The organism is Agrococcus sp. SCSIO52902, from assembly GCF_022983135.1.
GTDB classification, from domain to species: domain Bacteria; phylum Actinomycetota; class Actinomycetes; order Actinomycetales; family Microbacteriaceae; genus Agrococcus; species Agrococcus sediminis.
The window spans coordinates 1,848,245-1,861,555 of sequence record NZ_CP095269.1 but is presented as its reverse complement, the minus strand read 5'-3'; the positions used below and the strand labels follow the sequence as shown (position 1 = coordinate 1,861,555).

The following is a 13,311-nucleotide window of genomic DNA, read 5'->3' as shown; positions in this document are numbered from 1 at the left end:
GCCCGCGGTGTGCCGGGGTCGAGCGGATGTGGTGGGGTGCGCGCACCTCGCGCGCTCTGTGGTCTGCGTGGGCCGTGGCCCTATCGGGTGGTGCCGTGCACCTTGGGCAGCGCGCCGCCGGCCGCCGCGTTGCGGTCGGGCCGGAAGCGGCTCAGGTCGAGGCCGTCGACGCCCCGGACGAGGGCGATCTCGTCCTCGATGAGGGCCGCCTCGGTGTCCTCGGGGCCGACGAGCGGCAGGCGCACGCGCGGGCTGCCGATGCGGCCGAGGCCGTGGAGGATGTACTTCGTCGCGACGGTGCCGGGCACGTGCGTCATCGTCGCACGCACGAGCGGCTCGAGCGCCTTGTGCTGCGCCTGGGCCGTCGCGAGGTCGCCCTCGTTCACCGCGTCGATCATGGTGCGGTACGGGCGCGGGGCGATGTTGGCGGTGACGCCGATGAGCCCGGAGGCGCCGATCGCGAGGTGCGGCAGCACGTTGGCGTCGTCGCCCGAGAAGTAGAGCAGGTCGGTCTGGTTGAGCACGCGGCTCACCTCGGCGAAGTCGCCCTTGGCGTCCTTCACGGCGAGGATGTTCGGGTGCTTCGCCGCGCGGAGCAGCGTCTCGTAGCGGATCGGGATGCCTGCGCGGCCGGGGATGTCGTACAGGATGACCGGCAGGTCGGTCGCGTCGGCGATCATCCGGAAGTGCGTGAGGATGCCCGCCTGCGTGGGCTTGTTGTAGTACGGCGTGACGATCATGACGCCGTCGGCGCCCGCCTGCTCCGCCTGCCGGTAGAGGTCCATCGCGTGCGCGGTCTCGTTGGAGCCGCCGCCCTGGATGATCTTCGCCCGGTCGCCGGCGACGGCCTTCGCCACCTCGACGAGCTTGATCTTCTCGGGGTCGGTGAGCGTGGAGGTCTCGCCGGTGGTGCCGGAGACGACGATGCCGTCGGCGCCGTGGGTGACGACGTCGTCGATGAGCCGCTCGACGTCGTCCCAGTCGACCTCGCCGTCGGCGCCCATCGGGGTCACGAGCGCGACGAGCACCTGGCCGAAGGGATTGGGGTTCACTCCCCCAGGCTATCGGGTGCACGTCCCAGGTGGCGGCAGGGGCCTCAGCCGTCGCCACGCTGGGTGTGACCGAATCGTTACCGTGCCGAGCCGCGCACAGCTGAGGGTTCTTCATAGGATCGCGCTGACCCCCGTCGTGCAGCCCCCATGCTGCCCCTCGCAGCTAGGACAGCCATGCGCGCTCTCGTCGCCCTCGCCGCCTCCCTCGCGCTCGTCGCGACCGGCCTGACCACGGCGGCGGCGCCCGCCGAGGCGTTCGAGGCGCACCGCCTCGAGGGACCGGACCGCTGGACGACGGCGGTCGAGGTCGACCGCGCCATGGACGCTGCCGGCGGGCCGGTCTTCCTCGCGAACGGCCAGAAGTTCCCGGACGCCCTCTCCGCGGCCCCCGTCGTCGCCGCTGAGGGCGGCCACCTGCTGCTCACCGCCCAGCAGGCGCTGCCGGGCGTGGTCGCGGAGCGCATCGCCGAGCTCGCCCCCAGCGAGATCGTGATCGTCGGCTCCGAGGCCTCGATCTCCGACGCGGTCGTCCAGCAGGCCGTGGCCGCTGCCGAGCGCGGCGGAAGCCGCGCCGAGGTGGCGCGGCTCGGCGGCGCCGGCCGCGTGGAGACGTCCCTCCTGCTGCTCGAGCGGCTCGAGCACAGCGGGCCGGTGGACGAGATCTGGATCGCGTCCGGGTCGAAGTTCCCCGACGCCCTCGTCGCGGCGTCCGTCGCCGGTCGTCACCACCAGGCCGTCGTGCTCGACCACCACGGCAGCACTCCCGCCGCGGCCGAGGCGTGGCTGGCGACCGTGGCGTCGTCGGTCGAGGGCCGGCACCTCTCCATCGCGGGCGGCGAGCCCTCTGTCAGTGCGGCGGATGCGCTCGGCCTCGAGCGCGTGGGAGCGGCATCGGTCGCGCGGTTCGCGGGACGCGATCGCTACGACACCGCGCGCGAGATCAACGCGGCGTGGAGCGACGAGCAGTCGCCCGTGATGCTGCTCGCCACGGGGCAGGACTTCCCGGACGCCCTCGCCGGGGCGGCGCTCTCGGCGATGTCGAACGCCCCGATGTTCCTCACCCCGAACGGCTGCCATGCGGCCATCACGCCCATGCTGCGCGATCGCGCGGACCAGCTGGGAGTCGAGGCCGTCGTGGGCCTGGGAAGCTCGGCGACGGTCAGCGACGCCGCCCTGCGGCTCGAGCCGTGCACTACGTCGCTGCGGCAGCAGATCGCGCAGGTGTACGGGGCCTTCCCGGCACAGCAGCACTCCGGCACCGGGCCCCGGGTCATCGACCTCGGCCGCAGCATCAGCTACGCCCAGGTGATCGCGCGCATCGAGGGCAGCGGTTCGGTCTTCATCCATGCGCTCGACCGGGACCGGGGGCACCTCGACACCATCGGCGGGGGCTGGGCGCCCTACCGGGGCACGTCGCTGCTGGCGCCGTACGGGGGCCCATCGCCCGCCCGGTACCTGCGCGTCGAGGCGCAGGGGTCGTGGACGCTCGAGGTGCGGGACCTGACCAACGCCCCGGTGCTGTCCAGCTCCGCAACCGGCTCCTCCGACGCCGTGCTGCTGCGGATGGGACCCGAGGCGACGCTGACGGTGAGCAGCGGCGGCTCCACCCGCACGACCGGCATCCGTCAGCTGTACGGCTACTGGCAGTCGCAGGAGCCGTTCGCCGTGGGGACGCAGTTCCCGAGCTCGGCCCCGATCGCCGGCGGCCTCTCGGTCATCGGCGTGCGCGCCATGACGGACAGCAGCTGGGCGCTCTCCGTCCGCTGACCGGCGTCAGCGGCCGCGCTCGAGCGTGCGGTAGCGGTAGCGCAGGCCCGTGCGGCTGACGTGCCACCCCTCCGCCGGATCGCGCGCGACCAGCCGCCACGACGCATCCGCACCCTCCGTGCCGGCGTGGGGCGCGGTCGTGTCGCCGGATGCGTCGAGGTCGATGTCGGTGATCTCGAGCCGGTCGGCGAGGTGCATGGCGTCGCGGTAGACGCGTCCGCCGCCGACGACCCACGCCTCGTCGCCGAGCTCGGCGGCGACCTCGAGCGCCCGCTCGAGGCTCGGCACGACGCGGGCGCCGGGAGCGACGTAGTCGCGGTCAGACGTGATGACGATGTTGTCGCGCCCGGGCAGCGGGCGGAAGCGCTCGGGGAAGGACTCCCAGGTGCGTCGCCCCATCACCACCGGGTGGCCCATCGTGATCGCCTTGAAGCGCGCCATGTCCTCGGGCAGCCGCCACGGCATGTCGCCGGCCTCGCCGATGACGCCGCCGCGCGCCTCGGCCCAGATCATGCCGAGCATCAGACGGCGACCGGTGCCTTGATGGCCGGGTGGTGCTGATAGCCGACCACTTCGAGGTCGTCGTACTCGACGTCGAAGATCGACGCGCGGTGGGTCTTCAGGCGCAGCGTCGGGAGCGGGAACGGCTCGCGCGAGAGCTGCTCGGTGACCTGCTCGACGTGGTTGTCGTAGATGTGGCAGTCGCCGCCGGTCCAGATGAAGTCGCCGACCGCGAGCCCCGTCTGATCGGCGACGAGGTGCGTGAGCAGCGCGTAGCTGGCGATGTTGAACGGCACGCCGAGGAACATGTCGGCCGAGCGCTGGTACAGCTGGCACGAGAGCCGGCCGCCGGCGACGGAGAACTGGAAGAGGGCGTGGCACGGCGCGAGCGCCATCTCGGGGATGTCGGCCGGGTTCCACGCGGAGACGATGAGGCGCCGCGAGTCGGGGTTGCGGCGGATCTCGTCGATCACCTGCTGGATCTGGTCGATGGTGCCGCCGTCGGGTGACGGCCACGAGCGCCACTGGACGCCGTAGACGGGGCCCAGCTCGCCATCCGCATCCGCCCACTCGTCCCAGATCGTGACGCCGCGCTCCTGCAGCCAGCGCACGTTGGAGTCGCCGCGCAGGAACCACAGCAGCTCGAGCGCGATCGACTTGAAGTGCACGCGCTTCGTCGTGATGAGCGGGAAGCCCTCCGACAGGTCGTAGCGCAGCTGGCGGCCGAACACCGAGCGGGTGCCGGTGCCGGTGCGGTCGCTCTTGTGCTCGCCGTGCGCGAGCACGTCGGCGAGGAGCTCCTCGTAGGGGTGCGTCATCGTGCCTCCAGGCTCTCAGTCTTCCGCAGCGCGATCGCCTTCCGCGCAGCCATGCGCGCGCGCCGCCGATCGCGTGCCGCGTCGTACGCCATCGACAGGCGCAGCCACGAGCGCCACGACTCCGGGTGCGCCTCGACGTCGGCCTTCGCGACCGGGAACGCCTGCTCGGCGGCGTCGCGCTCGGCGCGACCCGACGGCGTGCCCGGCAGCGGCGCGGGCATGCCGCCCTCGTCGGCGAGCTGCCGGGTGGCGCGCTCGAGCTGCAGCCCGAAGAGAACCTCGCGCACGAGCGCCCACGCGCCGACGAGGAACGTCACGACGAGCGCGACGCCGACGGCGATCGCGACGGGCTCGCCCGAGGCGAGGAAGCGCACCGCGCGGTCGCCGGCGAGCACGACGTAGAGCGCGAGCACGGCCGCCATCGCGAGCGCGGCCCACTTGCGCGTCGCGGTGCGAGCCGCGGGGCGCTCGGTCACGCGAGCCCCAGCAGGTCGCCGATGCCGACGGTGACGCCGGGGCGCGCGTCGGCGCGCAGCGCCAGCAGGATGCCAGCCGAGTAGGAGTCGCTCGAGGTCGTGTCATGACGGATCGTCAGGGTCTCGCCGACGCCGCCGAAGATGACCTCCTGCCGCGCCACGACGCCCGGCAGCCGGATCGCATGGACCGGCACGCCCGCGACGATCGCGCCGCGGCCCGGCTCGTCGGGCGTCGCGGGGTGGAACCCGCGCACGGCGCCGATCGCCTCGGCGGTGCGCGTGGCCGTGCCGCTCGGCGCGTCGCGCTTGCGGTCGTGGTGCGCCTCGACGACCTCGACCGCGCCGAAGTGCTGCGCGGCGATGGTCGCGAGGTGCGTCTCGAGCACGCTGCCGAGCGAGAAGTTGGGGACGATGCGGATGCGCTCGGCACCGCGGGCGCGCAGGGCCTCGATGCGCTCATGGGTCCAGCCGCTCGTGCCGACCACCGCCGGCACGCCCGCGGCGACCGCAGCCTCGACGAGCTGCTGGCTGGCGCCGAGCACGGTCGCGTCGAAGATGACATCGAGCCCGTCGAGGTGGAGCCCCTCGCGCACGTCGAGCTCGACCGGCTCGAGGTCGTCGGCCTCCCGGGCCAGCCGCAGCGCGAGCGATCCGAGCCTGCCGGTGGAGCCTGCGATGCCGATGCGGGTGGGGCCTGCCATGCCCTCCAGCCTACGGCGATGAGCGCGCCCGGCCCGCCCGTAGAGTGGCACCGTGGCAGTCACGATCGCTCTCGAGGACCCCGCCTCCGCCGTCGCGCAGGGGCTGCTCGACGCCTACTTCGCCGACCGGGCGATCACCTTCGTCGGCGGGCAGTACCGCCCGAAGCCGGCCGACCCCGCGACGCTCCGCGCCCCCGACGGCGCGTTCCTCGTCGCCTGGAGCGGCGACGAGGCGGTCGGATGCGGTGCGCTGCGACGGCTCGGACCGTCGCGCTTCGAGGTCAAGCACCTCTACGTCGCACCCGCCGGCCGCGGGCAGGGCACCGGCGCCGCGCTGCTCGCGGCGCTCGAGGCGCGCGCCGCCGAGCTCGGCGCGACGGAGGTCGTGCTCGACACGAACAGCGCGCTCGAGGTGGCGAACCGCCTCTACACGACCCGCGGCTACGCATCCGTGCCCGCCTACAACGACAATCCGAACGCGACCACCTGGTTCCTGAAGCCCCTGCGCTGAGGCGCCGCGGCTAGTACGGCTGCGGGATCGGGAGGCCCGTGCGGTCCTCCGGCGGCAGGTGGCCGAGGTCGTTGTGCACGACGAGCTGCGGCGGCTTGCCCGAGCGGCGGCGGATGATCGTCAAGCCGCAGTTCGCCTGGTTGAGGCCCATCCACTGCCAGCTGGGCGACTGCATGACCTCGCGCACGAACCAGCCGATGACGAAGTTGTGGGTGATGAGCAGCTCGTTGAGGTCGCCGCGCGACGGGCGCAGCCAGTGCTCGGCGGCGTCGTGCATCTGCGCGGCGCCCGCCTCGGCCTCGGCGGGCCGCACGCTCTCGAGGAAGCGGTGGAAGCCCACGGGCGTGTCGGGCTCGAGGCCCGACGGGATGCAGTCGAGCAGCAGCGACGACCGCTCGAACTCGACCGCGGGCAGCCGCTCCCCCATGATCGCGGCGGTCTCGGTGGCGCGCTGCAGCGGGGAGGTCCACGCGTGGTCGAAGTCGACGCCCGAGAGCCGCTGCGCGATCGCGTGGGCCTGCCGCACGCCGCGCCCGGAGAGCCGGCCGTCCTCGACGCCGTGCTCCGCATCGAGCTGCTCCCCATGTCGGACCAGGTAGAGCAGGTGCGCCATCGTTCCTCCGGCGGGCGCAGCATCGCGCCCCGTCGTGGGCGCGCGGACGCGCCGTCGTTCGCTGTCAGTGAGCGGCCGCCGCCGCTCCATCCACCCTACCCGCCGTGGGGGACACGGCGAGCGCGTCGAGGCCGTCCGGCACCTGGCCGACGGCCGCGATCGAGCGGGGTCCGGATGCGAGCTGCGCGGCCAGGGCGCGCACGTCGGCGTCCGTGACGCGCTCGATGCGCTCGAGGGTGGCGTCGATGTCGAGGAACTCGCCGAGCGTCAGCTCAGCCCGGCCGAGGCGCGACATGCGCGTGTCGGTGTCCTCGAGCGCGAGCGCGGAGCCGCCCGCGAGCTGCCCCTTCGCGCGGCGCAGCTCGTCGTCGTCGACGCCCTCGGCGAGGCGCTCGAGCTCGCCCACCATGAGGCCGGCGACCTCGAGCGTCTTGCGGGGCGCGCACGCGGCGGCCATGCCCATGAGCCCCGCGTCGGCGTAGCCGGAGGCGAACGAGTAGACCGAGTAGGCGAGGCCGCGCTTCTCGCGGATCTCCTGGAACAGCCGCGACGACATGCCGGCGCCGAGCACCGCGTTCAGCACCGCCATCGCGCTGCGGCGCTCGTCGGTGGCCACGAGGCCGGGCGTGCCGAGCATGAGGTTGACCTGCTCGAGCGGCCGCTGCACGAGCGCGAGCCCGCCGGCCGCGTAGCCCTCGCCGCCGCCCGTGCGGCGGGGCCGCGGGGCGGCATCGGCGAGCGACCAGCCGTAGCGGGTGAGCGCGAGCTGCAGCTGCTCGACGACCGCGTCGTGGTCGACGGCGCCCGCGATGGTGACGACGAGGTCGCGCGCGGCGTAGTGCTCGCGGTAATGCTCGTGCACGCGGTCGCGCGAGACGGCCCGGATCGACTCGGGCGTGCCGCCGATCGGGCGGCCGAGCGGCGCCTGCTCGCCGTGCACGAGCTCGCTCAGGCGCTCCCCCGCGACGTCGCCCGGGTCGTCGTCGGCCATCGCGAGCTCCTCGAGGATGACCTCGCGCTCGTGCTCGAACTCGTCGGCGTCGAGCAGCGACGACGTGACCATGTCGGCGAGCACGTCGATGGCCATCGGCAGGTCGCGGTCGCGCACCTTCGCGTAGTAGCAGGTGTGCTCCTTGGCCGTGAGCGCGTTGTGCTCGCCCCCGACCTCGTCGAACGCCACCGCGATGTCGAAGGCGGTGCGCGTCGGCGTGCCCTTGAAGAGCAGGTGCTCGAGGAAGTGCGTCGCGCCGCGCGCGTCACCCGGCTCGTCGCGCGATCCGACGGGCACCCAGAAGCCGACCGACGCGCTCAGCGCGCCCGGGACCTGCTCGGTGAGCACGCGCACGCCGCTCGGCAGCACGCTGCGGCGCACGACGGCGCCGCCGGCGGCGGCGATGGCGATCTCGGGGGTCTCGAGCGGGAGGGCGACGGCAGGCATCCGTCCAGTCTACGAGCCGCCCGGAGACGACGGATGCCCCCACCCGGCGGGGTGGGGGCATCCGAGCGTCGTGCGCTACTCGGCCGAGTCTGCCGAGACCGACGACTCCGCGGAGCCGTCCGCGGTGACGGGGGCGACGGGCGCCGACTCGTCGACGACCTCGAGCGAGAGCTTGCCGCGGTCGTCGATCTTCGTGATCTCGACCTGGATCTTCTGACCCACCGAGACGACGTCCTCGACGCTCTCGATGCGCTTGCCGCCGTTGAGCGCGCGCATGGCGGTCACGTGCAGCAGGCCGTCGCGACCCGGCATCAGCGAGACGAACGCGCCGAACGACGCGATCTTCACGACGGTGCCGAGGAAGCGCTCGCCGACCTCGGGGTTCGAGGGGTTGGCGATCGCGTTGACCGCGGAGCGCGCGGCCTCCGCCGACGGCCCGTCGACGGCGCCGATGTAGACGGTGCCGTTGTCCTCGATCGAGATCTGGGCGCCCGTGTCGTCCTGGATCTGGTTGATCGTCTTGCCCTTCGGGCCGATCAGCTCGCCGATCTTGTCGACCGGGATCTGCACGCTGATGACGCGCGGCGCGGTGGGCGCCATCTCGTCGGGGGCGTCGATGGCGGCGTTGAGGACCTCGAGGATCTTCGTGCGCGCCTCCTTCGCCTGCGTCAGCGCGCTCGTCAGCACCGAGGCCGGCAGGCCCGAGAGCTTCGTGTCGAGCTGGATGGCCGTGATGAACTCCGGCGTGCCGGCGACCTTGAAGTCCATGTCGCCGAGCGCGTCCTCGGCGCCGAGGATGTCGGTGAGCGCCGCGTAGCGGGTCTCGCCGTCGACCGTGTCGCTGACGAGGCCCATCGCGATGCCCGCGACGGGCGCCTTGAGCGGCACGCCGGCGTTCAGCAGCGCGAGGGTCGACGCGCAGACCGAGCCCATCGACGTCGAGCCGTTCGAGCCCAGCGCCTCCGAGACCTGGCGGATCGCGTACGGGAAGTCCTCCCGGCTCGGCAGCACGGGCACGAGCGCGCGCTCGGCCAGGGCGCCGTGGCCGATCTCGCGGCGCTTCGGGCTGCCGACGCGGCCCGTCTCGCCCGTCGAGTACGGCGGGAAGTTGTAGTTGTGCATGTAGCGCTTCGACGTGACCGGGCTCAGCGAGTCGATCTGCTGCTCGAGCTTCAGCATGTTCAGGGTCGTGATGCCCATGATCTGCGTCTCGCCGCGCTGGAAGATCGCGGAGCCGTGCACGCGCGGCACGACCGCGACCTCGGCGTCGAGCGGACGGATGTCGGCGAGGCCGCGGCCGTCCATGCGGACCTGCTCGGAGAGGATGCGTCCGCGGACGACCTCCTTCGTCACGGCCTTGTAGGCGCCCGAGACCTGCGTCGCGACGACGGCCTCCAGCTCGCCGCGCTCGATGCGCGCGTTGATCTCCTGCTTGACCTGCTCCTTGAGCTGGTCGTCGGCGTCCTGGCGCTCGAGCTTGCCGGCGATCCGGTAGACCTCCGACAGGCGCTCCTGCGCGACCTCGCGGACGGCGACGAGCGCCTCCTCCGAGTACGGCGGGAACAGCGGGTACTGCTGCGTCTCCTTGGCGGCGGTCTTGGCGACCTCGGCCTGCGCGGCGACGAGCTGCTTGATGAACGGCTTCGATGCCTCGAGGCCCTGCGCGACGATCTCCTCGGTCGGCTTCACGGCGCCGCCCTGGATGAGCTCCCAGGCGTTGTCGGTGGCCTCGGCCTCGACCATCATGATCGCGACGTCCTCGACGCCGGCGGCGTCGGTGACCACGCGGCCGGCGACGACCATGTTGAACACGGCCTGCTCGAGCTGCGAGTGCTTGGGGAAGGCGACCCACTGGCCGTCGATGAGCGCGACGCGCACGCCGCCGATCGGGCCGTCGAACGGCAGGCCCGAGAGCTGCGTCGACATGGACGCGGCGTTGATCGCGAGCGCGTCGTAGATCTCGTCGGGCTCGATGGCGAGCACGGTGACGACGACCTGCACCTCGTTGCGGATGCCCTCCACGAACGACGGGCGCAGCGGCCGGTCGATGAGGCGGCACGTGAGGATCGCGTCGGTCGAGGGGCGGCCCTCGCGGCGGAAGAACGAGCCGGGGATGCGGCCCGCGGCGTACATGCGCTCCTCGACGTCGACGGTGAGCGGGAAGAAGTCGAAGTGGTCCTTCGGCTGCTTGGAGACGCTCGTGGCGCTCAGCAGCATCGTCTCCTCGTCGATGTACGCGACCGCGGCGCCCTGCGCCTGCTGCGCGAGGCGGCCGGTCTCGAAGCGGACGGTGCGGGTGCCGAAGCGGCCGTTGTCGAGGACGGCTTCGGCGAATGTGATCTCTGGACCCTCCATAGGGTCACTCCTCTCGTGGGCGCGAGGACGCGCTGCGGTTCCGCGCGTCGCCTGCTCGAGGAGGTGTGGTCATCAGTGGGCGAGGTCGAAGCTCCGCTTCGGCATCCTCCACCAACGACCAGCCTCTGGGTCTCGTCTGCGGACGCGCGATGGCTGCGATGGATGAACAGCAACCGGATCGATGGTAGCAGTCGGCGCCTCGGATGGGCCGGAGACGCTGCCTCGTACGATGAGCCGATGCAGACGGTGCCCCGGCTCGACGTGTCCTCCCTCGACCGACCGCTCTCCGACGACGACGTGCGCCGCACCCGCGCCTGGCTCACCGCCGCCGGCCAGCACGACCCACGGCTGCGGCTGGTGCTGTGGGTCACCATCCCGATCGGGGTGCTCATGCTGCTCGTCTCGCTCATGGGCGTCACGAGCGGCGACGCCGAGATGGCGATCGTCTGCGGGCTGTTCGGGGCCTTCTGCCTGGGGCTCGCGGTCTGGATCGTCGTGACGAGACGGATGGCGGTGCGACGCCAGGCGAGGCTGCTGCGCTTCGCGCGCGACAATGCGCTCGGCGCGATCGCGCGCAGCACCGACCATCGAGCCGGCTCGCTCGTGCTGCAGTCGGGCGTCGATCGGATCGTCGAGCACGCGCTGCTGGGCGGCTCGGCCATGTTCGGCGGATTCGCCATGCGCGAGTCCTTCGGGCGCGCCCCGTGGCTGCGCTGGGGCTTCCTCACGATCATCGTCGAGCGTCGACCCGGCAGGGCGATCTGGGTGCAGATGCTCGACGCGGAGCGCTCGACGACGCCCGTGACCAGGCGCCTGGCGATCGAGGACGCCGAGCGGGCGCAGCGGGCGGGCCTCGCGACGCGCGTCGAGCGACGCGGCAGCTGGGAGGTCACGCTGTCGGCTGAGACCGTCGGCGAGCCGATCGACGCCACGGTGGGCGCGGTGCCGGCCGGCCTGCTCGAGCTGCTCGCGGCAGAGCCGGGCCGTCTCGCGCTCGACTGCAGCGGCACGAGCGTCACCGTGCTCGCCGAGCGCGGCTGGGACCTGACGAAGCCGGAGACGCAGCGCTTCGTGCATCGCGTGCGCGAGCTCGTCGCCGCCTCGGGCATGCAGCCGATCCAGGCGCACCTGTTCTACGGCTCGCACGAGGCGCTCGCCGCGGCCGAGGCTCGGTCGGCTGCACCGCTCGCGTTCGGCGACAGCCAGGACCCCGCGTCGCGGCGGCGGCGGCGGCGCAAGTGGCTGTGGGCGGCGCTGTCGGTCGCCACGCTGATCGCCGGTGCGCTCGCGCTCGCGCTCGTGCGCCCGGGGTGACCGGTCGCCGACCGCAGCGACGACGAAGGGCGGTCCCTGAGCATGACGAAGGGTGGTCCCTGAGCACGACGAAGGGCGGTCCCTGAGCACGACGAAGGGCCGCCCCTCGCGGGACGGCCCTTCGGGAACGCTGGGGAAGGCTATCGGCGAAGGCCGAGGCGCTCGATCAGCGAGCGGTAGCGCTCGATGTCGACGTCGGACAGGTAGCCGAGCAGACGACGACGCTGACCGACGAGCAGCAGCAGACCACGACGCGAGTGGTGGTCGTGCTTGTGCTCCTTCAGGTGCTCCGTGAGGTCCTTGATGCGGCGCGACAGCATCGCGACCTGCACCTCGGGGCTCCCGGTGTCGCCCTCGTGCGTGGCGTACTCCTCGATGATGGCCTTCTTGACCTCTGCGTTCAGGCTCATGTGGACCCCTCTCTGCTCACAGCGCGGTGCCCGTGCGGGATGCACGAGCGCTCTCTGTCCGCGGCCGATGTACGGCAACCGGCCAAGACTACCAGGTCAGCGGCGCACCGGCCATCGGGCGTCGAGCTCGCCGAAGCGCTGCACGCGGCCGCCGACGGGGGCCGCCACCGCCTGGCCGTGCGACAGCTGCACCGGCTGCCCCATCGCGGCGGCGGCCATCGAGCGGCGGTGGTGCATGAGGTCGCCGAGCAGCGCCGTCTCGTCGGCGGCGTGGCCGGAGCCCGTGCGGCCGACGAGCGCGCGCTGGCGGTGGTTGGCGAGCTTCGTCGCGGTCTGGATGTAGTGGTGCATCGACCGCCGCACGCCGCGGCGCTTCGCCCAGTCCATGAGCGAGGCGCGGCCGTCGCCGCTCGAGAGCCGCTCGACCTCCTCGCGCGTGAACCAGCCGGCGCGCCCGTAGTCGTCGAGCCGCAGCCGCGTCAGCCGCACCTCCTGGCGCAGCAGGAGCCAGACCGCGACGGCGGCGAGCGCGCACAGCGGCACCTGCACGACGAGGTAGTAGATGAAGAAGCCGACGGTGCCGCCCGGCACCCACCAGCTCGCCGAGTTCCACAGCGCGTGCAGCGCGGCGGACACGAGCCAGCCCGCCGGGAAGGCGACGAGGATCCACCACCGGCTGCGCAGCCTCGCCGCGAAGCCGAGCGCGAGCCCGATCCCGACCGCCGTGAAGATCGCGTGCGTGAGCGGGCTCATGATGCCGCGCAGGAAGAAGATGAACGAGCCGTCGCCCGACTCGGCGAGCGACGTGCCGAAGTAGAGGATGTTCTCGGTGAACGCGAACCCCGCTGCCGACAGCGCCGCGAAGACGACGCCGTCGACCGGTCCGTCGAACGTGCGCCGGAAGAACAGGAACATGATGACGACCGGGATCGCCTTCCAGAGCTCCTCCACCACCGGCGCCTGGATGACGGTCGCGTAGAACTCGAACTCCTCCTGCGAGCGCAGCAGCGGCACGACGAGCGGCTGCAGCACCCACTCGTTGAGCGCGAGCGTCAGCAGCACCGCCGCGACGCCGCCCCAGAGGCCCGCGAACCACATCGCCACCCGCGGCTCGGGCTCCCACCGGTCGATCGCGACGACCGCCCAGATGACGAAGCCGAGCGGCACGAGCGCCATGACGCCGGAGACGGCGACGAGCAGCGGGTTGCCGATCGCGCCGCCGAGCACGAAGATCACGCCGAACGAGGCGAGCGCGAGCACCGCGATGCCGATGATGCCGACGATCAGCCCGACGTTCGGGCCCTCCCGTCGGCGCGCGAGCGGCGAGAGCGGTGCGGTGGCGGTCACCCGAGGAG

General features: G+C 72.7%; 13 protein-coding genes. 3 read left to right on the top strand and 10 right to left on the bottom strand.

Annotation, left to right across the window (positions count from 1 at the left end):
- Nucleotides 1–80: 80 nt before the first annotated feature.
- Nucleotides 81–1,052 (bottom strand): 4-hydroxy-tetrahydrodipicolinate synthase, encoded by a 972-nt coding sequence (gene dapA, locus MU522_RS09190; RefSeq protein ID WP_281439989.1) that lies wholly within the window; start codon nt 1,050–1,052, stop codon nt 81–83.
- A 174-nt stretch (nt 1,053–1,226) separates the two neighbouring features.
- Here dapA and MU522_RS09185 point away from each other — a divergent pair, with 174 nt between their 5' ends.
- Nucleotides 1,227–2,819, top strand: a complete 1,593-nt coding sequence (locus tag MU522_RS09185) for a cell wall-binding repeat-containing protein (RefSeq protein ID WP_246990721.1) — start codon at nt 1,227–1,229, stop codon at nt 2,817–2,819.
- Between the two features lie 6 nt (nt 2,820–2,825).
- Here the strand turns inward: MU522_RS09185 and MU522_RS09180 are convergent, their stop codons facing one another.
- From MU522_RS09180 to dapB, 4 genes are read right to left on the bottom strand one after another with little or no spacing between them, the layout of a single operon-like run.
- Complete coding sequence (locus MU522_RS09180; RefSeq protein ID WP_246990720.1) at nt 2,826–3,332, bottom strand: dihydrofolate reductase; 507 nt, start codon at nt 3,330–3,332, stop codon at nt 2,826–2,828.
- 8 nt (nt 3,333–3,340) lie between these two features.
- Nucleotides 3,341–4,138, bottom strand: a complete 798-nt coding sequence (locus MU522_RS09175; protein ID WP_246990719.1) for a thymidylate synthase — start codon at nt 4,136–4,138, stop codon at nt 3,341–3,343.
- Entirely contained in the window at nt 4,135–4,614 is a 480-nt protein-coding gene (locus tag MU522_RS09170; protein ID WP_348645594.1) for a hypothetical protein, read from the bottom strand. Before MU522_RS09170 ends, MU522_RS09175 begins: the two co-directional genes overlap by 4 nt.
- Complete coding sequence (dapB, locus tag MU522_RS09165; protein WP_246990718.1) at nt 4,611–5,315, bottom strand: 4-hydroxy-tetrahydrodipicolinate reductase; 705 nt, start codon at nt 5,313–5,315, stop codon at nt 4,611–4,613. The genes MU522_RS09170 and dapB overlap by 4 nt, the downstream gene beginning before the upstream one ends.
- A gap of 52 nt (nt 5,316–5,367) precedes the next feature.
- Here dapB and MU522_RS09160 point away from each other — a divergent pair, with 52 nt between their 5' ends.
- Nucleotides 5,368–5,826 (top strand): GNAT family N-acetyltransferase, encoded by a 459-nt coding sequence (locus MU522_RS09160; protein ID WP_246990717.1) that lies wholly within the window; start codon nt 5,368–5,370, stop codon nt 5,824–5,826.
- Between the two features lie 10 nt (nt 5,827–5,836).
- Here MU522_RS09160 and MU522_RS09155 read toward each other — a convergent pair whose 3' ends face one another.
- The 3 genes from MU522_RS09155 to MU522_RS09145 all read right to left on the bottom strand — a co-directional run bounded on the left by MU522_RS09155 (nt 5,837) and on the right by MU522_RS09145 (nt 10,232).
- Nucleotides 5,837–6,439 (bottom strand): histidine phosphatase family protein, encoded by a 603-nt coding sequence (locus tag MU522_RS09155; RefSeq protein ID WP_128189571.1) that lies wholly within the window; start codon nt 6,437–6,439, stop codon nt 5,837–5,839.
- Nucleotides 6,440–6,503: 64 nt separating this feature from the next.
- On the bottom strand, nt 6,504–7,877 hold the full coding sequence (locus tag MU522_RS09150) for a pitrilysin family protein (protein WP_128189577.1): 1,374 nt from the start codon (nt 7,875–7,877) through the stop codon (nt 6,504–6,506).
- 75 nt (nt 7,878–7,952) lie between these two features.
- The gene (locus tag MU522_RS09145) at nt 7,953–10,232 is read right to left on the bottom strand and encodes a polyribonucleotide nucleotidyltransferase (RefSeq protein WP_246990716.1); all 2,280 of its coding nucleotides are present in this window, start codon (nt 10,230–10,232) and stop codon (nt 7,953–7,955) included.
- A gap of 237 nt (nt 10,233–10,469) precedes the next feature.
- Between MU522_RS09145 and MU522_RS09140 the strand changes: the two genes are divergently transcribed.
- Nucleotides 10,470–11,546 (top strand): hypothetical protein, encoded by a 1,077-nt coding sequence (locus tag MU522_RS09140; protein WP_246990715.1) that lies wholly within the window; start codon nt 10,470–10,472, stop codon nt 11,544–11,546.
- Between the two features lie 140 nt (nt 11,547–11,686).
- Here MU522_RS09140 and rpsO read toward each other — a convergent pair whose 3' ends face one another.
- Both rpsO and MU522_RS09130 read right to left on the bottom strand, forming a co-directional pair.
- Nucleotides 11,687–11,956, bottom strand: a complete 270-nt coding sequence (gene rpsO, locus MU522_RS09135) for a 30S ribosomal protein S15 (RefSeq protein WP_128190649.1) — start codon at nt 11,954–11,956, stop codon at nt 11,687–11,689.
- A 96-nt stretch (nt 11,957–12,052) separates the two neighbouring features.
- Nucleotides 12,053–13,303 (bottom strand): PrsW family intramembrane metalloprotease, encoded by a 1,251-nt coding sequence (locus tag MU522_RS09130; protein ID WP_246990714.1) that lies wholly within the window; start codon nt 13,301–13,303, stop codon nt 12,053–12,055.
- Nucleotides 13,304–13,311 lie beyond the last annotated feature (8 nt).

Coding starts and splice junctions, on each gene's coding strand:
- MU522_RS09175 (WP_246990719.1), bottom strand. CDS start 4,138: ATGACGCACCCCTACGAGGAGCTCCTCGCCGACGTGCTCGCGCACGGC.
- MU522_RS09155 (WP_128189571.1), bottom strand. CDS start 6,439: ATGGCGCACCTGCTCTACCTGGTCCGACATGGGGAGCAGCTCGATGCG.
- MU522_RS09185 (WP_246990721.1), top strand. CDS start 1,227: ATGCGCGCTCTCGTCGCCCTCGCCGCCTCCCTCGCGCTCGTCGCGACC.
- dapB (WP_246990718.1), bottom strand. CDS start 5,315: ATGGCAGGCCCCACCCGCATCGGCATCGCAGGCTCCACCGGCAGGCTC.
- MU522_RS09145 (WP_246990716.1), bottom strand. CDS start 10,232: ATGGAGGGTCCAGAGATCACATTCGCCGAAGCCGTCCTCGACAACGGC.
- rpsO (WP_128190649.1), bottom strand. CDS start 11,956: ATGAGCCTGAACGCAGAGGTCAAGAAGGCCATCATCGAGGAGTACGCC.
- MU522_RS09150 (WP_128189577.1), bottom strand. CDS start 7,877: ATGCCTGCCGTCGCCCTCCCGCTCGAGACCCCCGAGATCGCCATCGCC.
- MU522_RS09140 (WP_246990715.1), top strand. CDS start 10,470: ATGCAGACGGTGCCCCGGCTCGACGTGTCCTCCCTCGACCGACCGCTC.
- MU522_RS09180 (WP_246990720.1), bottom strand. CDS start 3,332: ATGATCTGGGCCGAGGCGCGCGGCGGCGTCATCGGCGAGGCCGGCGAC.